Here is an 18883-nt window from a genome sequence, read left to right on the forward strand (position 1 = left end):
GAAATGTGCCTGGCCGCACGGGGTGGGTCGCCCGAACCTTTCTGACAACTGCGGTTCTGGCTGCAACGTCCGCCTTTGCTGCCGATGTCATTGATCCCAACGCACTGAAAAGACTTGTGCATCAGGATTGCGGTTCGTGCCATGGGCTGTCGCTGAAAGGCGGCCTGGGGCCCGATCTGCGCTCGAAAACACTGGAGCATTATGACGCCGAGGTTTTGACCGGCGTCATCCTTGACGGCATCCCCGATACGGCGATGCCCCCGTGGCGGCCTCTGATCAGCGAAGAAGAGGCCGAATGGATTGCCCGATACCTGCTGGAACAGGAGGCACGATGAAATACCTTATCCTCAGCCTTGCGGCGACATTGATGATGACCGCGGCCCAGGCCGAGCCGATGGCGACAGGAGACCTTGGGCTGGTGATCGAACGTGCCAGCGGATCGGTCCTGTTGGTGGACCAGTCCGACCGTGCCGCTCTGGCCCGGATAGAAGGAATGGGCGACCTGTCCCACGCCTCGTTGGTCTATTCACCGGATGAACGTTTTGCTTATGTCTTTGGCCGCGACGGTGGATTGACCAAGGTTGACATTGTCACCCGCCAGATCGTGAACCGCGTTGTGCAGTCCGGAAACGCCATTGGCGGCGCGATCTCGGACGATGGTACGCTTGTGGCGGTATCGAATTACGAACCCGGCGGTGTGCGCGTGTTTGATGCGCAAACGCTGGAGATGGTGGCTGACATTCCCACTGGCAGCAAAACGATTGGTCTGGTCGACGCGCCGGGCCGCCGCTTCGTTTTCACCATGTGGGACACGGGCGAAACATGGATCGCTGATTTTGCACGGGGGGCGCCTGAGATCACCAGGATCACCGATATCGGCAAGAACCCCTATGACGCGCTGATCACTGCCAATGGCCGCACCTATATCGCCGGCCTGTTTGGCGAGGATGGCCTGACCGCGCTTGACCTGTGGTCCGACAACCCGGAACCGACCCGCGTTCTGCCCGGCTATGGCCGTGGTCAGGAGGAAATGCCGGTCTACAAGATGCCCCATCTGGAAGGTTGGGCGCTGACAGGGTCCGAATTCGTCTTGCCCGCCGTTGGCCACCATGAGGTTTTGTGGGTAGACGCCGCCACTCTGACCGAGACCGGACGCACACAAACCCACGGACAGCCGGTCTTTGCCATGGCCCGCCCGGACGGGCGACAGGTCTGGGTTAACTTTGCCCACCCGCTGAACGATACCATTCAGGTCATCGATACTGTCAGCAAACAAATTATTCACGAATTCAAGCCCGGCCCGGCCGTTTTGCACATGGAGTTCACACCACGCGGGCACGAAGTCTGGATCAGTGTGCGCGATGCGAACAAGGTCATGGTTTATGACACGCGTAGTTTCGAAAAACTGCGTGAGATCGAGGCCGAAAGCCCGTCAGGCATCTTCTTTACCGCGCGTGCGCACAAAACGGGTCTGTAAGTCATGCAACACATTACAGACCCGATCGACCGCCGCTTGCTGGATGAATTTCAGCGCGATTTCCCGGTAATCGAACGCCCGTTTCAGGTTCTTGGAAACGCAGTTGGGCTTGACGAAAGCGAAGTCATCCACCGCCTGACCAGAATGCGCACCACGGGCCGCATCACGCGGGTTGGCGCAACCATTACACCCGGCGTGGTGACGGCCAGTACTCTGGCGGCAGTCTCCGTCCCGGAGGAGCGGCTGGAGGAGGTCGCCGCCCTGATCGACGCCGAACCGGGTGTAAACCACAATTATCAGCGCGAGGACGCCTGGAACCTCTGGTTCGTCGCAACCGGCCCTGATCGGGCACATGTGGATGATACCCTCACACGGATCAGCCGGGTCACCGGGCTGCGTGTTCTGGATTTGCGGCTGGTGCGCCCTTTCAACGTTGATCTCGGGTTCCGCATGATCGGCGGGGTCAAAACCGTGCCCACAGCACGTCAGGTGGATGCGTCTGCGATGCGCGAGGGTGATCGGTGTCTGCTGCAGACGCTGAGCTCGGGTTTGTCTCTGGTCGCCGAACCTTATGCAGATTTGGCACATTCACTGAACCGGGACGTTGATGATGTGATGGCGCGAGTCATCGCGTTGCATACTGCCGGTATCATTTCGCGGCTGGGCGTCATCGTACGTCACCGGGCTCTTGGCTGGTCCGCCAATGCGATGGTTGTCTGGGACTTGCCAGCAGAGCAGATCGACACAGCCGGCCCCGCTTTGGCGGCTTTCCCCGGTGTGACATTGTGTTACGAGCGCAACCCGGTGCCCGGTGTGTGGCCATATCGCCTGTATTCCATGATCCACGCGCGGTCCCGCAGCGAAGCATTGGACGTACTGGCCCGTGCGACGGCCTTGCCCGAACTGACGGGTGCACGGAACAAGGTTCTGTTCTCAACCCGCTGCTTCAAGCAGACTGGTGCGCTGATTCAAACCAAGGAGGTCGCCGCATGACGCTGGACCAAACCGACCGTGCGATTCTGAACCGTATGCAGGACGATCTGCCACTGGTTTCACATCCTTACGCAACAGTCGCCAAAGAACTTGGACTGACCGAGGCCGAATTACTGGCACGCCTGACGCGCATGAAAGAGTCCCGTGTCATCACACGTTTTGGGCCGTTTTTCGATGCCGCAGCAATGGGCGGTGCCTTTTGCCTCTGTGCGATGGCCGTTCCGGCTGGGGAATTCGAAGCGGTCCTGACCAAAGTCAATGCACATCCCGAGGTCGCCCATAATTATGAACGTACGCACCGGCTGAACATGTGGTTCGTTTTGGCCACGGAAACGCCCGAAGGGATCGAGGCCGCAGCCGATGCAATCGAACGGGAAACGGGGATCGAGGTTCTTTGTTTCCCCAAACTTCAGGAATTCTACATCGGCTTTCGGGTGGCGGCATGATCGACGCAACAGACAGACAGATTATCCAAGCACTGCAGGGCGGATTGCCGCTGGTTACCGCCCCATATGCTCAGGTTGCTGATGATCTGGGGATGCAGGAAGCCGACCTGCTTGAGAGGCTGTCAGCCCTCAAAGCACGCGGCGTAATCCGCCGCATCGCAGCCGCCCCTAACCACTACAAGCTGGGAATGACCTCGAACGGCATGACTGTCTGGGATGTCGAAGATGACCGCATCGCCGAATTGGGCGCTCAGATCGGTGCTCTACCCTTTGTCACCCATTGCTATGAACGCCCGCGCGCCTTGCCCGACTGGCCCTATAACCTGTTTGCCATGGTTCACGGTTCGGATCGGGATGAAGTCGAGGAAAAACGCGCCCAGATCACTGCGATCTTGGGTGACGCCTGCCGGGCCAAGGATATCCTCTATTCCACGCGCATCCTGAAAAAGACCGGTTTGCGCCTGAAAAAGAAAGGCTGAGACGATGTTTCGCCTGACCGAATACATGCACCAGCTGGTCAAACCGACCCCGGTGCGAAAACGCCGCCCCGGCCCTGTGAAGCCGGTGGTGATCTGGAACCTGACGCGGCGCTGCAATCTGAAGTGCCGTCATTGCTATACCGTCTCGGCGGATGTTGCGTTCCCGGGCGAGCTCAGCCACGAGCAAGCCATGGTAACCCTTGAGGATCTGGGCCAGTTTCGCGTCCCGGCCCTGATCCTCTCGGGTGGGGAACCACTGGACAGGTTCGATTTCTTCGACATTGCCAAACGTGCCCGAAACCTTGTGCCGATGCTGGCGCTGTCGACCAACGGGACACGAATTCATGATGAGACCGCCGACATGATTGCCGATGTCGGATTCAACTATGTTGGCATCTCGTTGGATGGGATCGGGGCCACGAATGACTGGTTCCGCGGTGTTGAAGGGGCTTTTGCAGACGCCCTGCGCGGTGTGCGTGAATGCAAGAGGCGCGGCATCAAGGTTGGCTTGCGGTTTTGCCTGACCGAAGGCACGCAGCATCACCTGCCGGACCTGCTTCAGCTATGCGACGACGAGGGCGTCGACAAGTTCTACCTTTCGCATCTGGTTTATGCCGGGCGCGGTGACAAGAACCGCGGCGAGGATGCCGAACATCAGCGCACCCGCAAGGGAATGGATCTGCTGTTGGAGCGCGCGTGGGAGGCTGCCTCGGGCGGTCGCCCGCTGGATATCGTGACCGGCAACAATGACGCAGATGCGGGTTATTTCCTGAACTGGATTCGTGCGCATTTCGACGCTGACAAGGCCGCGCATGTCCGCGAGCATCTGGCCGCTTGGGGAGGAAATTCCAGCGGTTTGGGCGTGGCCAATATCGATAATCTGGGCCGGGTCCATCCTGACACGTACTGGTCCGATTACACAGTAGGCAACGTTAAGACGACATCGTTTTCCGAGCTTTGGACCAGCGATGATCCGATGCTGGCCATGCTGCGCACGCGTCCGCGCCCCCTTAAGGGGCGCTGTGGGGCCTGCGAGCTAAAGGATGTCTGCGGTGGCAACACCCGCATCCGAGCCCTGCAACTGACCGGTGATCCCTGGGCCGAAGATCCGGCCTGTTACCTGACAAACGAAGAAATCGGTGTTGACGACGCAGGCGAGCGTCTGCGGGTTACGCCGTTCCGGGGGAAAAGCCATGATCCGGCGCATCAGTTCTTTTGATCCTGTCTGCTTTGAGCCTTCGACATGGGCGCTAGAGACACCTAAGGGGGCCTCCGGCGGGAGTATTTTTGAAAAGATGAAGGTCGTGTTGATGTGTTCTGTACTGGGCGCCGGTGGTGCCTGGGCGGATGCACCAACGGATTATGCCGAGCATTGTGCGTCCTGCCACGGTGAAAACCGCTTGGGCGGCGTCGGCCCGGCCTTGATCCCCGAGACGCTCCAGCGCATGCGCGGGCCCCGCATCGCAGCGGTGATAGCCGAAGGGCGCGCGGCGACGCAAATGCCTGCTTTCTCGCACGAACTTGACGCTTTGCAGATTGAAGAGCTGGCTGGCTGGCTAAAATCACCGCTGGAAACCGACCCCGAGTGGGGCGAGGCCCATATCATGGACAGCCGCACGCTGGATGACGGTTACATCCCCGTTGAGGCGCCAGTGTGGTCAAGTGACCCGATGAACATCACTCTGGTGGTCGAAACCGGGGACCATCACGTCAGTGTGCTGGATGGTGACACGTTTGAGGTTCTGGACAGGTTCGAGACACCTTTTGCGGTTCACGGCGGGCCGAAGTTCAGCCCGGATGGGCGTTTCGTTTTCATCATGTCCCGGGATGGCTGGGTTCAGAAATACGACATCTGGGCCCTGCAACAGGTGGGGCGCGTACGGGCGGGGCTTAACAGCCGTAACATCGCAATGTCCGGCGACGGCAAGTGGCTGGCCGTCGCGAATTATTTGCCCAACAGTCTGACCTTGCTGTCGACCGAAGACTTGTCGGTGGCAAAAGTCATTGCGATCAAAGGAAAAGCGGGAAAATCCAGCCGCGTATCCGCGGTGTATCAGGCCCCCCCGCGTGAGAGCTTTGTTCTGGCGCTCAAGGATGTTCCCGAGATCTGGGAGGTCTTCTACGGAGCCAACCCGCCGCAATCCGGGCTGGGTCACGACTTTCGCATCGAAGGGCAGTTCAAGAACCCCGATCCTTTCCCGGTGCGCAAGATCACAACGCCCGACTATCTGGACGATTTCTTTTTCGATCAGAGCTATGAATACGTCATGGGTGCCGCGCGCGATGGCAAGGGCGGACAGGTGATCGACCTTGTTATTGGGCACAAGGTGGCCGATCTGGACTTGCCGGGGATGCCGCATCTGGGCTCGGGGATTACGTGGAAGCATGGCGATACGACCGTTATGGCCACGCCGCATCTGACTGACGGCACGGTGTCGGTGATCGACATGGGGACTTGGGAAACCGTCAAGCGGATCAAGACCGAAGGGCCGGGATTCTTCATGCGGAGCCACGAGAATTCGCCTTACGTCTGGGCCGATGTCTTCTTTGGCCCCAACAAGGATGCCATGCATGTGATCGACAAGCAAAGCCTTGAAATCATAAAGACTTTGCGCCCTGCCCCGGGCAAGACCGTGGCACATGTAGAGTTCACAAAGGATGGCCGCCACGCGCTTGTGTCGATCTGGGAAGATGACGGCGCGGTGATCGTTTATGACGCACAGACGCTGGAAGAAGTGCGCCGCCTGCCGATGCGTAAACCATCTGGGAAGTACAATGTCTGGAACAAAATCACCTTCTCGGAAGGCACCAGCCACTGAGGGCAAATGGCCGGTCTGGAAACTGGCCATTCTGCTTTATCCAGCCACCATGTTGACCGTGGCTATCAACCTGTTTCTGGCCGGGCTGATCCTGCACAGTGCCGGATTCTCAGCGATAAAACCGGTTCCGGCGATCCTGTGGTCAATCCCGTTGGGCGTTCCGGCGACATGGTTGGCCGGGCGCTGGGTTCGAGGGTTGATGGATGAAGCTGACGGGTAGCTGCAAATTCGCGAGCACCTGATCTAAGTCAAGTCTCCGCCTAACAGAATCCCATAGGGTTCGGGAAAGAACGCCGAGTTGGATTCTCAATGCCCACCTTCCACCCCTCGCATAGCTTGTTTGATCGCGTGTCCCGTGCGGTGTGTGGTTTGGTGGGCATTTTCCTGTTGCTTTTGCAAATGCTTGGTCCGGTGCTGGCGAGTCCCGGTGAGAGCATGTGGGTGGAGATCTGCTCGGAGGCGGGCGCGGTCTGGGTCCAAGTTGACCTTGAAGAAGGGGACGACGATCCAACCGCGCCCTGCCCGAAATGCGCGGACTGTGCGCTTTGTGCGGTGACGGCGTCAGCGCCGATGCCGGGCGCTCTGCTGCCCGCAAACGCCGAAAATGTTCAAAATGAACGCCTTGAACAGAAGGGGCAGTGCATTTTGTACACCCCCAAACACCTGTGGCCCGAAACCCGAGGGCCCCCGTTTGCGACCCGAGAAGAATCTGAACGCGCCCCGCGCGCGTCCATGGCGTCCACCCAATTGATCGGAGGTGCGCCGTGGTCGTAAGTCGCGCAATCCATTTCCTTCTGGCCCTCGTTCTGTCCTGCAGTGTTGCAATCAGTGCACGCGCCGACAGTCTTGCCAGCTTTCTTCCTGATATCGATCCGGCTGACCTGGCCCCAGGCGCCGACGCGTTTGGCCCGGTACGCAGCGACGTGAAGGTTGCCCCTGTCCTTCGGGGTGGCGAGACGATCGCATGGGCTTTTCTGACTTCGGACTTTGTCGGCACGACCGGCTATTCCGGCAAACCCATTCACGTGGTTGCCGCCATTGATGCGGACGCTGTTCTGACCGGCGTTCAGCTGGTCAAGCATTCCGAACCCATCGTGCTGATCGGCATTCCCAATTCCCGCATGGTCGAACTGACCGAAGGCTATGCGGGCCTTGACCTGAAACGAGAGGCCGAGACCGGGGGTGAGGGGCATGATCTCGACATTATCTCGGGCGCGACCGTGACGATCATGGTGATCGATGACAGCCTTGTGCGCGGCGGGATCAAAGTGGCCCGCGCGCTGGGGCTGGGTGGATTGTCTCCGGTACAAGCTGGAGGTCCGCAACGCGAAGTCGATATGGCGCAGGATGCCATTTACGACTGGACCACATTGTCGGGAGACGGCTCGGTCCGGCGGATGACGCTGGATGTCGGGCAGGTCAATGCCGCCTTTGAAGCCACAGGGGATCAGCGCGCGATCAAGCGACCCGAACCGGGCGAGCCGGATGACACCTTCATCGACATGCATATGGCGCTGGTTTCGGTCCCGTCGATCGGCAAGTCACTGCTGGGTGAGGCCGAATACCGGAACCTGACCAACTGGCTGAACGAAGGCGAACAGGCCATTCTGGTTCTGGGCCGGGGGGCCTATAGCTTCAAGGGATCGGGCTATGTCCGGGGTGGGATATTTGACCGGATTCAGCTGATCCAGGGCGACAGCTCGGTGCGGTTCTTTGACAAGCAGCAGCGCCGTCTGGGTGAGGTTGCCGCGCCAGATGCCCCCAGCTTTACCGAACTGGATATCTTCAAGATCCCGGCTGATGCCGAGTTTGACCCGGCCGAGCCGTTCCGCCTGCAATTGCTGGTGCAGCGTGCCGTCGGGGCGGTTGAAAAGACCTTTCTGACCTTCGATCTGGGATACAAACTGCCTGAACAGTACCTGTTGCCCGTCACCGCGCCATCGGTCGTGGATGATGCAACGGGCGAAGCGGCCGCCAAGGCCGCCCTGTGGCAGCGTATCTGGAAGGATCGCACCGTCGAGATCGCCGGGCTTGGTGTCATGCTGCTGGTGTTGACGGCGACGTTCTTCTTCCAGTTCCACGCCACGATGAATGCGCGCGTCTTTTACTGGTTCCGCATCGGGTACCTGACGATGACCCTGTTCTTCATCGGCTGGTATGCCAACGCGCAGCTGAGCGTGGTGAACCTGATGGCGCTGGCGGGCAGTTTACGCACGGGGTTCTCGTGGGACGCGTTCCTGCTGGATCCGCTGGTCTTTATCCAGTGGTTTGCCGTGGCCGCCGCCCTGTTGTTCTGGGGTCGTGGAGCCTATTGCGGCTGGCTGTGCCCGTTTGGCGCGCTTCAGGAGCTGACCAATAAGATCGCACGGGCGTTTAAAGTGCCGCAATGGACTTTGCCCTGGGGTCTGAACGAGCGGCTCTGGCCTGCGAAATACATGATCTTTTTGGGTCTTTTTGGTCTGAGTTTCGTGTCGATCCCGCTGGCCGAGCAATATGCCGAGATCGAGCCGTTCAAGACCGCGATCATTCTGAAATTCATGCGCGACTGGCCGTTTGTGGTCTTTGCGCTGGTCCTGCTGGGGATCGGGCTGTTCATCGAACGGTTCTATTGCCGCTATCTTTGCCCGCTGGGCGGAGCGCTGGCGATCCCTGCCCGTATCCGCATGTTCGACTGGCTGCGCCGCTACAACGATTGTGGCACGCCCTGTCAGACCTGCGCCAATGAATGCCCCGTTCAGGCGATCCACCCCACCGGTGAGATCAATCCGAACGAGTGCGTCACCTGCCTGCATTGTCAGGTGCTCTATCAGTCCGAGGACAAATGTCCCGTCGTTATCCGCCAACTGAAACGGCGGGCCAAGACCGGGTCGGTCACACCTAAGACCCCCCTCGGGCAACCACCGGCGAACCATCCGAACGCCAAACCGAAAACCGTTTCCTAAAAGGAGGAACGACCATGTCGGACCAAGAAAACAAACTGAATATCACGCGCCGCGGTATGCTGGGGGCCACTGCCACCGGTGCCGTCATCGCCGGGACCGGTCTGGGATCGACCCTGATGACCGCGAAAGAGGCCAGCGCTGCCGCCAAGCAGCATCTGGAACCGGGCGAGCTGGACGAATATTACGGCTTCTGGTCGTCGGGCCAGACTGGCGAGCTGCGCATTCTGGGCGTGCCGTCCATGCGCGAGCTGATGCGGGTGCCGGTGTTCAACCGCTGCTCGGCCACGGGCTGGGGCCAGACCAACGAGTCGCTGAAGGTTCTGACCGAAGGCCTGCTGCCTGAAACCAAGGAATTCCTGGCTGCAAACGGCAAGGTCACCTATGACAACGGCGACCTGCACCACCCGCATATGTCGTTCACCGACGGCACCTATGATGGCCGTTATCTGTTCATGAACGACAAGGCCAACACCCGCGTGGCCCGTGTGCGTTGTGACGTGATGAAATGCGACAAGATCATCGAGATCCCGAACGCGCATGACATCCACGGCCTGCGTCCGCAGAAATTCCCGCGCACCGGCTATGTCTTTGCCAATGGTGAGCACGAGGCCCCGCTGGTCAATGACGGCCAGATCCTTGATGATCCGTCGCAATATGTGAACATCTTTACCGCCATAGACGGCGACAGCATGGAAGTTGCATGGCAGGTGATGGTGTCGGGCAACCTCGACAACACCGACTGCGACTATCAGGGCAAATACGCCTTCTCGACCTCGTATAACTCGGAAATGGGTATGAACCTGGCCGAGATGACCGAGAACGAGCTGGACCACGTGGTCGTGTTCAACCTCAAGGGCATCGAGGATGCGATTGCCGCGGGTAACTATCAGGAACTGAACGGCGTCAAGGTCGTGGACGGGCGTAAAGAGGCGGGTGGAAACCTGACCCGGTACATCCCGATCCCGAACTCGCCACACGGTGTGAACGCGGCACCCGACAAGAAACACATCATGATCAACGGCAAGCTGTCGCCGACCGTGTCCGTGATCGATGTGGAAAAGGTCGATGCGCTGTTCAGCGAAAACGCCGATCCGCGTTCCGCTGTTGTCGCCGAGCCGCAGCTGGGTCTTGGCCCGCTTCACACGGCATTCGACGGCAAGGGCAACGCCTATACCACCCTGTTCCTGGACAGCCAGGTGGTGAAGTGGGACATCGCCAAGGCGATCGAGGCCTATGCGGGTGCCGATGTTGACCCGATCGTCGACAAGGTCGACGTGCATTACCAGCCGGGCCACAACTCGACCTCGATGGGTGAAACCGCCGAAGCGGATGGCAAGTGGCTGATTTCGATGAACAAGTTCTCGAAAGACCGCTTCCTGAACGTGGGTCCGCTGAAGCCCGAGAATGAGCAGCTGATCGACATTTCCGGCGACAAGATGAAGGTGGTCCATGACGGCCCGACCTTTGCCGAGCCGCATGACTCGATCATTGTTCACCGGTCCAAGGTGAACCCGGTCAATGTCTGGGACCGCAACGACCCGATGTGGGAAGAGGCGCGCGCGCAGGCTGCCGCTGACGGTGTCGATCTGGACGAAGGTGCCGAGGAGCCGATCCGGGATGGCAACAAGGTGCGGGTCTACATGACCTCGACTGCGCCCGTGTTCAGCATGGAGAAGTTCACCGTCAAGCAGGGTGACGAAGTGACAGTCTATGTCACCAACCTCGATGACGTGGATGATGTGACCCACGGCTTCTGCCTGTCGAACTTCGGTATCGCGATGGAAGTTGCACCGCAGGCCACCGCCTCGGTCACGTTCATTGCCGACCGGCCGGGCGTGCACTGGTTCTATTGCCAGTGGTTCTGCCACGCGCTGCACATGGAGATGCGCGGCCGGATGTTTGTTGAGCCGCGGAGCGCATAAACATGCGTTGGCCCCTGCTCATGCCGCTCCTGCTCGGCTCGCCCCTTTGGGCGGCGGATTGGGATGTGCCCAACCGGGCGGGGGCCATCAACGAGATACTGGCGCAGGCGGCGGATGGGGACACCCTTCGCCTGAGCCCCGGCGTTTACGTCGAGCAGTTGGTTCTGGACCGGCCCGTGACCCTCGACGGGCTGGGACAGGCCACCATCGACGGCCAAGGCCAAGGCAGCGTGATCACAGTGACCGGGCCGGGCGTGACCCTGCGCGGGCTGACGGTGATCGGATCAGGCTCGGATCATGACGGCATCGACAGCGGTATCCAGCTGACCAAGACGGCGCGCGCGCCGGTGGTCGAGGACAATGTGCTGCTGGGTAATCTTTACGGCATCGACATCCACGGTGCGAAGGACAGCATCGTGCGGCGCAACCGGATTGAAGGGCGGCAGGATCGCCACATGAACGCGCGCGGCAATGGTGTCTATGTCTGGAACGCGCCGGGTGCGGTGGTTGAAGGCAATGACATCCGCTATGGGCGCGACGGGATCTTTGTGAACTCGTCCAAGAAGAACACCTTTACCGGCAACCTGTTTCGCGATCTGCGGTTTGCCGTTCACTACATGTATGCCGACGACTCGGTCGTCAGCGACAATGTCTCGATCGGCAACGATCTGGGCTATGCGGTGATGTTCACGACCAATGTGCGGGTCGCCAACAATGTCTCGATCGGGGACCGCGAACATGGCGTGATGCTGAACTATGCCAACAAGAGCGTCATCACCGGCAATGTCGTGAAAGGTGCCAAGGAAAAATGCACATTCCTGTATAACTCGAACAAGAACGAATTCACCGACAACTGGTTCGAGGGATGTGGCATCGGCATCCACTTTACCGCCGGCAGTGAACGCAACCGCATCGTCGGCAATTCATTCATCGGCAACCGGACGCAGGTGAAATATGTCTCGACCAAGTGGGTCGAGTGGTCAGAGGACGGGCGCGGCAACTACTGGTCCGATTTTGCCGCCTATGATGTGGATGGCAACGGCATCGCCGATGTCCCCTATCGACCCAATGACAGTATGGACCATGTGCTGTGGACCCAACCCGCAGCCAAATTGCTGCTCGGCTCCCCCGCCGTGCAGCTGGTGCGCTGGTCGCAATCAGCCTTCCCGGCTTTGTTGCCGGGGGGTGTGATGGACAGCAACCCATTGATGCAAGCCCCTGAACCCCCAGCTATGAAAAAGGTGCCTCATGACGGATAAGGCCCTGTCAATTGACCATGTCAGCAAGAACCGGGGGAAAACCTGCGTTCTTGACGATATCACCCTGTCCCTTGCCCCCGGTCAGCGCGTGGCGCTGCTGGGCCATAACGGCGCGGGCAAGTCGACCCTGATCAAATCCATCCTTGGCCTGACGCCCATTCGGGACGGAGCCATTCGGATCGGGAACGCCACCCCCGGCAGCGCGCAGGCACGACGGGATACGGCCTATCTGCCCGAGGCGGTCTCGTTTCACCCGGCGTTAACAGGGCGCGAGCAGCTGACGCTGTTTGCGAAACTTTCCGGGTCGAAAGCCGATGTGCCCGGTCTGCTGGAACGCGTCGGCCTGAGCGACGCTTTGGACCGCCGAATCGGTGCCTATTCCAAGGGGATGCGGCAACGACTGGGGCTGGCGCAGGTGCTGCTGGGACAGCCGAAAGTGGCGCTGCTGGATGAGCCAACATCCGGCCTGGACCCGATCTCGCGGCAGGACCTCTATGCCATTATCGACGAATTGGCCGCGCAGGGTACTGCGGTGCTGATTGCCAGCCATGCGTTGACCGAGGTTGAGGCCCGCACCGACCGGATCGCCATCATGCGCAAGGGTCGGATGGTGGCCGATGACACGCTGAACAACCTCTCGGCGCTGGCCGGGCTGCCGATCCGGCTGAAGGTGCGGGCCAGCGCCAATGCGGATGCCCTGGCCGCCGAACTGGGTGGCAACCGGATCAACGGCGCGTCCGTTGAGCTGCTCTGCACACCCGAAGACAAGATGGAGGCCCTGCGCCGGATCGCCGGGTTGGGCGATGCGGTGGCGGATGTGGAAATGACACCGCCCAAGCTGGAGGACCTTTATCGCCACTATGCACAGGAGGAGAGGACATGACCCGCTTCCTTGCCATCACCCGAACTGAAATGCTGATCCTGCGCCGCAACCGCTGGCTGTTGGTTGCCACGCTGATCATGGTGCTGTTCGCCTTGGCGCTGACCTTTGCGGGCAGTGCGCCCACCGGCACATTGGGTGTCGATATGCTGACCGTATCGGTCGCGTCGATGACCACGTTGTCGGTCTATCTTGCGCCTTTGCTGGCGCTGATGATTTCCTTCGATGCCATCGCGGGCGATGTGGACCGGGGCAGCCTGTCGCTGCTGCTGTCCTATCCGGCCGGGCGCGGGGAAATCCTGTTGGGCAAGTTCTGCGCCCATCTGGCCGCGCTGGCCTTTGCCATGACCGTCGGTTTTGGCACCGCAGGTGCGGTAGCCGCGTACTTTGGTGGTGCGGGGCCGGAAAGCCTGATGGCGCTGGTGCGACTTGTCCTGACCTCGATCCTGCTGGGCGCCGTGTTTCTGGCGCTTGGATACCTGCTGTCCGCTTTGGCGAGGGGCGCCACGGCGGCGGCGGGTCTGTCGGCCGGGCTTTGGCTGGTTTTTGTCGTCCTTTATGATCTGGGCCTGTTGGGGGCTGTCGTCATGGACAAGGGCGGCGCCTTCACCCAATCCGTCTTTCCATGGGTGATGGTGGCCAACCCGGCCGATGCTTTCCGTTTGTGGAACATCGCCGCGACCGAGGGTGTTGCCATGGCTTCGGGCATGACCGGGGCCGCACAGGCCCTGCCGGTCTGGGCCGCGCCCGCGTCACTGCTGATCTGGCCGGTGCTGGGCTTTGCCCTTGCAAGGCTGGCTTTCCGGAGGGTTGAGCCATGAGACGTCTTGCCCTGATCGCATTGCTCGCACTGGCGGCCTGCAAGGAAGAGCTGGCCGAGGCCCCCGACCCGGTCGATCTGACACCGGATGCGCTGAGCTATTTCTGCCAGATGAATGTCGCCGAACATGGCGGCCCCAAGGGGCAGGTTCATCTGGAAGGCTATCCGGCCCCGCTTTTCTTTGCACAGGTGCGGGACATGGTGGCCTATCTGAAAAGCCCCGAGCGCGATGCGGATGTCACGGCCATCTATGTCAGCGATATGGGTGTCGCGCCAAGCTGGCGGCAGCCGGGGATTTCGAACTGGATCGCTGCGGATGATGCGACTTTTGTCGTCGGCGCTGACGTGGCCGGCGGCATGGGTGCGCGCGAAGTGGTGCCTTTTGCCGATCCTGCCGATGCCCAGGTTTTCGCGGATACCTATGGCGGGACCGCGATGCGCCTGCCCGACATTCCTGATGCCGAAGTGCTTGGCCCGGTCGATCTTGATCTGAAGTTGGAGACCCCCGTATGACCGCCCTGTCCCGTCGCCGATTTCTAATCATTTCGGCCGCCTGTGCGGCCTCCCCGGCCATGGCCTTTGACACGCACTGGCGCGGCACCGCCCTTGGGGCTGCCGCCAGCCTGCGGCTGGTCGGGCTGACAGATGCCGAGGCCGCACCAATCATTGCCGCCGTCGAGGGTGAGGTGACCCGGCTGGAGGATATCTTCAGCCTGTACCGTCCGCAGTCACAGCTGAGCCGCCTGAACCGCGACGGTGTTTTGACCGAACCCGCGCCTGAGCTGTTGAATGTGCTGAGCCTGAGCAGTGCGCTGCATCAGGCATCCGGCGGCGCATTCGACCCCAGCATTCAGCCCCTGTGGTATGCCTTGGCAACAGGCGCTGGCCCCGAAGATCTGGCTGCCGCCCGCGCTGCTGTGGGCTGGGAACGGGTGTCTTTCGATGCCGCGTCGGTGCGACTGCCGGTGCCGGGTCAGTCGGCCCTGACGCTGAACGGTATCGCCCAGGGAGCGATCACGGATCGGATCGCTGCGCTGCTGCGTGGCTTTGGCCTGCGTGATGTTCTGGTCGACATGGGAGAGGTTGCCGCCTTGGGTGTGCGTGGCAACGGCACGCCCTGGAAAGCCGGGTTGGCCGCGCCGGACCAGCGGGTTCTGAAACGGGTCGCGCTGCGTGACCGCGCGGTCGCGACATCATCGTCGCTGGGGACGCAGCTGGGACAGGGTTTGGGCCACATCATCACCCCGGACGGACCTGCAAACCGGGACAGAACGGTTTCGGTTTCTGCCCCTGACGCGGTGATCGCAGATGGGCTGTCTACTGCGATATGCGCGGCGCCCGAAAGCCAAGTCGCTGAAATCTTGAGATATTTTATCGGAGCCCGTGTCGAGCTGAATGTATGACGCATGGTCGCAAATCTCAGGTGGGTCAGGAAAATTCACCAAGAGCATGATATTCGCGAAAAACATGATATAGGTCAATTCGTGCGCTGCTTCGCGCAGTTAGGAAGTAAGGACGCGAACCAATCTATCCACACTCGAGTCGCCAGCCATGAGCCAGTTGACCAGCAGACGCGCTTTTCTGAGCGCACGTATCCTACGGGAGGATCCTGATGCGATCCGACCGCCGGGCGCGGGCGTGACAGGCTTTGCCGATCTGTGCACAGGCTGTGAAGACTGCGCCGGGGCCTGCCCGGAAGACATCATCACATTCGACGACAGCGGCTTTCCGGTTCTGGATCTTTCCGCAGGCGGCTGCACCTTATGCGGTGCATGTGCCGAGGTTTGCCCGACCCCGGCGCTGTTGCCCGAGCGTGTGGCCGAGTGGCCGTGGCGCGCACGGATCGAGGCCGCAAGCTGTCTGTCGATGAACGGGGTGAGCTGCCGCCTGTGCCAGGACACTTGCGAACAGGAAGCCATCCGCTTTCGCCTGCAACTGGGCGGGCGGGCTGAACCGGCGCTTGAAACCGAAACCTGTATCGGATGCGGCACATGTTCTGCCGCGTGCCCTGCCGGGGCCATCACGATGCACCGCCCCGCCCCTTTGCACCCGGAGGTGACCCAATGAATATCTGTGGCTGTCTTGTCCACATCGCCCCCGATCACACCGACGCCGCGCGCGCGGCGATAACCGGCACCGATGGCGTCGAGCTTCATGCCGAGGCCGAGGATGGCCGGTTCGTCGTGGTTGTCGAGGATACAGCCGAACGGCTGGCCTCGGAAACCATCATGGATCTGCACCAGATCCCCGGCGTGATCTCATTGTCGCTGACCTATCACCATTTCGAAGATCCCGCGGAGGCAGCTCCGCGTCCTGATGCTCCAAGCCAACCGTCCAGCAGGAGGCCCATGCAATGACCATCTCTGAATCCCGTCGTACATTCCTGAAAGCGTCCGCAGCGGCTGCCACGGCCTCGGCTGCCGGCATCCCACTGGCCGCTGGTTCGGCCAGCGCTCAGGCCGCCGCGCCTGATATCCGCTGGGACAAGGCCGCCTGCCGGTTCTGCGGTACGGGCTGTTCGGTTCTGGTGGGCACCAAGGATGGTCGCGTAGTCGCCACGCAGGGCGACCCGGATGCGCCGGTCAACCGGGGTCTGAACTGTATCAAGGGCTATTTCCTGTCCAAGATCATGTATGGCAAGGACCGCCTGACCACGCCGCTTTTGCGCAAAACCAACGGCGAATATGACAAGAATGGCGAGTTTGAGCCGGTCAGCTGGGACGAAGCCTTTGACGTCATGGCTGCCAAGTGGAAAGAGGCGCTGGCCAAGAAAGGCCCGACCAGCGTGGGCATGTTCGGTTCTGGTCAGTGGACCGTCTGGGAAGGTTATGCGGCGGCCAAGATGATGAAGGCCGGGTTCCGGTCGAACAACATCGACCCCAACGCGCGTCACTGCATGGCGTCGGCCGTGGTCGGCTTTATCCGCACCTTCGGCATCGACGAGCCTATGGGCTGCTATGACGACCTTGAGCACGCGGATACGTTTGTTCTGTGGGGGTCGAACATGGCCGAGATGCACCCGATCCTGTGGTCGCGTCTGACCGATACGCGCCTGACCAAGCCGGGATGCGAAGTGCATGTTCTGTCGACCTTCGAGCATCGCTCGTTCGAGCTGGCCGACAATGGCATGGTGTTCAACCCGCAGACCGATCTGGCGATCCTGAACTATATCGCCAATTACATCATCCAGAATGGCGCGGTGAACGAAGAGTTCGTCAAGAACCACGTCAATATCACCAAAACAGCCACCGATATCGGTTATGGCCTGCGCGACAATCATCCGCTGCAACAAGAGGCCGCGAACCCCAATGTCGGCAAGATGGAACCGATCAGCTTTGAGGAATATGCCGAGGCGGTATCGGAATACACGCTGGAATACACTTCGGAACTGTCCGGTGTTCCGGCGGACAAGCTGGAGCGTCTGGCCCAGCAATATGCCGACCCGAACCGCAAGGTCATGAGTCTGTGGACCATGGGGTTCAACCAGCATACCCGCGGGTCGTGGGTGAACTCGTTGATGTACAACGTGCACCTGCTGGTGGGCAAGATTTCCGAGCCCGGAAACTCGCCCTTCTCGCTGACCGGTCAGCCGTCGGCCTGCGGGACCGCGCGTGAGGTTGGCACCTTTGCCCACCGTCTGCCTGCCGACATGGTTGTCATGAATGACGAGCACCGCAAGATTTGTGAAACCGCCTGGAACGTGCCTGCGGGTACCATTCCGGCCAAGCCCGGCTTTCACGCCGTGCAGCAGCACCGCAAGCTGAAGGATGGCGATCTGAACGCCTATTGGGTGCAGTGCAACAACAACATGCAGGCCGCACCGAACATCAACGAAGAAGGCTATCCCGGGTATCGCAACCCCGAAAACTTCATCACCGTATCAGACCCCTACCCGACCGTCACGGCCGTGTCCGCCGACCTGATCCTGCCTACCGCCATGTGGGTCGAGAAGGAAGGTGCCTATGGCAACGCGGAACGCCGTACCCAGTTCTGGCGGCAGCAGGTCAAGGCACCCGGCGAGGCCAAGTCGGACATGTGGCAGGTGATGGAATTCTCGAAACGCTTTGCAGTCGAAGAGGTTTGGGGCGAAGAGTTGCTGGCCACCATGCCAGAGCATCGCGGCAAGACCATGTACGAGGTTCTGTTCGCCAATGGCAGCGTCGACAAGTTCCCGCTGTCGGAAACGGCCGAGGGCTTTGACAACGACGAATCCGAGCATTTCGGGTTCTACGTTCAGAAGGGTCTGTTCGAGGAATATGCCAACTTCGGGCGCGGCCACGCGCACGATCTGGCTCCGTTTGAAACCTATCACCAAGCCCGTGGCCTGCGCTGGCCGGTCGTGGATGGCAAGGAAACGCTGTATCGTTTCCGCGAAGGCTATGACCCTTATGTGCCCGAAGGTGCGGGCGTGAAGTTCTATGGCAAGAAGGATGGCAAGGCGAGCATCATCTTTGCGCCTTACGAACCTGCGGCCGAGGAACCGGATGCCGAATATGATCTGTGGCTGTGCACCGGTCGCGTGCTGGAACACTGGCATTCGGGGTCGATGACACGCCGTGTGCCAGAACTGCACCGCGCCTATCCCGCTGCTGTGGTTTACATGCATCCGCAGGACGCCAAGGATCGGGATCTGCGCCGGGGTCAGGAGATTGTTCTGTCCACCCGTCGGGGCGAGGTCACCAGCCGGGTCGAAACCCGTGGGCGCAACAAGGTGCCGCGCGGTCTGGTGTTCATGCCGTGGTTTGATGAAGGCCAGCTGACCAACAAGCTGACGCTGGACGCGACCTGCCCGCTGTCGAAAGAGACCGACTTCAAGAAATGCGCCTGCAAGGTCGAGCGCGCATAG

At 60.6% G+C, this 18883-nt stretch carries 19 protein-coding genes; all 19 read left to right on the top strand.

Annotated elements, in window-relative coordinates; translation table 11 throughout:
- Positions 1–5 precede the first annotated feature (5 nt).
- The 19 genes from ACR0ID_RS15720 (at position 6) to napA (ending at position 18883) form a co-directional block, all read left to right on the top strand.
- Positions 6–335, top strand: coding sequence for a c-type cytochrome (locus ACR0ID_RS15720; protein ID WP_480477375.1), 330 nt, complete (start codon positions 6–8; stop codon positions 333–335).
- Positions 332–1477, top strand: coding sequence for a cytochrome D1 domain-containing protein (locus tag ACR0ID_RS15725; RefSeq protein WP_480606850.1), 1146 nt, complete (start codon positions 332–334; stop codon positions 1475–1477). Before ACR0ID_RS15720 ends, ACR0ID_RS15725 begins: the two co-directional genes overlap by 4 nt.
- Positions 1478–1480: 3 nt before the next feature.
- Positions 1481–2470 carry a siroheme decarboxylase subunit beta gene (ahbB, locus tag ACR0ID_RS15730; RefSeq protein WP_480520490.1) on the top strand — a complete coding sequence of 330 codons (990 nt, stop codon included), beginning with the start codon at positions 1481–1483 and terminating at the stop codon, positions 2468–2470.
- A complete protein-coding gene (locus ACR0ID_RS15735; RefSeq protein ID WP_480520488.1) occupies positions 2467–2916 on the top strand; it encodes an Lrp/AsnC family transcriptional regulator in 450 nt (149 codons plus the stop codon). The genes ahbB (ACR0ID_RS15730) and ACR0ID_RS15735 overlap by 4 nt, the downstream gene beginning before the upstream one ends.
- Entirely contained in the window at positions 2913–3395 is a 483-nt protein-coding gene (ahbB, locus tag ACR0ID_RS15740; RefSeq protein ID WP_480494078.1) for a siroheme decarboxylase subunit beta, read from the top strand. The genes ACR0ID_RS15735 and ahbB (ACR0ID_RS15740) overlap by 4 nt, the downstream gene beginning before the upstream one ends.
- Positions 3396–3399: 4 nt before the next feature.
- Entirely contained in the window at positions 3400–4614 is a 1215-nt protein-coding gene (gene nirJ, locus ACR0ID_RS15745; RefSeq protein WP_480606853.1) for a heme d1 biosynthesis radical SAM protein NirJ, read from the top strand.
- 91 nt (positions 4615–4705) lie between these two features.
- The gene (locus ACR0ID_RS15750) at positions 4706–6214 is read left to right on the top strand and encodes a cytochrome D1 domain-containing protein (RefSeq protein ID WP_480606856.1); all 1509 of its coding nucleotides are present in this window, start codon (positions 4706–4708) and stop codon (positions 6212–6214) included.
- Positions 6171–6434: a hypothetical protein gene (locus tag ACR0ID_RS15755; RefSeq protein ID WP_480606857.1), complete on the top strand. Its 264-nt coding sequence runs from the start codon at positions 6171–6173 to the stop codon at positions 6432–6434. The genes ACR0ID_RS15750 and ACR0ID_RS15755 overlap by 44 nt, the downstream gene beginning before the upstream one ends.
- Positions 6435–6523: 89 nt before the next feature.
- Positions 6524–6988: a DUF2946 family protein gene (locus ACR0ID_RS15760; RefSeq protein WP_480606860.1), complete on the top strand. Its 465-nt coding sequence runs from the start codon at positions 6524–6526 to the stop codon at positions 6986–6988.
- On the top strand, positions 6979–9156 hold the full coding sequence (locus ACR0ID_RS15765; RefSeq protein WP_480606861.1) for a 4Fe-4S binding protein: 2178 nt from the start codon (positions 6979–6981) through the stop codon (positions 9154–9156). Before ACR0ID_RS15760 ends, ACR0ID_RS15765 begins: the two co-directional genes overlap by 10 nt.
- Positions 9157–9170: 14 nt before the next feature.
- Positions 9171–11078, top strand: a complete 1908-nt coding sequence (gene nosZ, locus ACR0ID_RS15770) for a TAT-dependent nitrous-oxide reductase (protein ID WP_480606863.1) — start codon at positions 9171–9173, stop codon at positions 11076–11078.
- A 2-nt stretch (positions 11079–11080) separates the two neighbouring features.
- Entirely contained in the window at positions 11081–12337 is a 1257-nt protein-coding gene (locus ACR0ID_RS15775) for a nitrous oxide reductase family maturation protein NosD (RefSeq protein WP_480606866.1), read from the top strand.
- A complete protein-coding gene (locus ACR0ID_RS15780) occupies positions 12327–13220 on the top strand; it encodes an ABC transporter ATP-binding protein (protein WP_480606868.1) in 894 nt (297 codons plus the stop codon). The genes ACR0ID_RS15775 and ACR0ID_RS15780 overlap by 11 nt, the downstream gene beginning before the upstream one ends.
- The gene (locus ACR0ID_RS15785) at positions 13217–14038 is read left to right on the top strand and encodes an ABC transporter permease (RefSeq protein ID WP_480477397.1); all 822 of its coding nucleotides are present in this window, start codon (positions 13217–13219) and stop codon (positions 14036–14038) included. The genes ACR0ID_RS15780 and ACR0ID_RS15785 overlap by 4 nt, the downstream gene beginning before the upstream one ends.
- The gene (locus ACR0ID_RS15790; RefSeq protein WP_480606870.1) at positions 14035–14550 is read left to right on the top strand and encodes a nitrous oxide reductase accessory protein NosL; all 516 of its coding nucleotides are present in this window, start codon (positions 14035–14037) and stop codon (positions 14548–14550) included. Before ACR0ID_RS15785 ends, ACR0ID_RS15790 begins: the two co-directional genes overlap by 4 nt.
- Positions 14547–15440, top strand: coding sequence for an FAD:protein FMN transferase (locus tag ACR0ID_RS15795; protein WP_480606872.1), 894 nt, complete (start codon positions 14547–14549; stop codon positions 15438–15440). Before ACR0ID_RS15790 ends, ACR0ID_RS15795 begins: the two co-directional genes overlap by 4 nt.
- 148 nt (positions 15441–15588) lie before the next feature.
- Positions 15589–16104 carry a ferredoxin-type protein NapF gene (gene napF / locus ACR0ID_RS15800; RefSeq protein WP_480494067.1) on the top strand — a complete coding sequence of 172 codons (516 nt, stop codon included), beginning with the start codon at positions 15589–15591 and terminating at the stop codon, positions 16102–16104.
- The gene (locus ACR0ID_RS15805) at positions 16101–16394 is read left to right on the top strand and encodes a chaperone NapD (protein WP_480606874.1); all 294 of its coding nucleotides are present in this window, start codon (positions 16101–16103) and stop codon (positions 16392–16394) included. The genes napF and ACR0ID_RS15805 overlap by 4 nt, the downstream gene beginning before the upstream one ends.
- Positions 16391–18883 (top strand): nitrate reductase catalytic subunit NapA, encoded by a 2493-nt coding sequence (napA, locus tag ACR0ID_RS15810; RefSeq protein WP_480606876.1) that lies wholly within the window; start codon positions 16391–16393, stop codon positions 18881–18883. The genes ACR0ID_RS15805 and napA overlap by 4 nt, the downstream gene beginning before the upstream one ends.

This window comes from Ruegeria sp. AL2 (genome assembly GCF_056540845.1).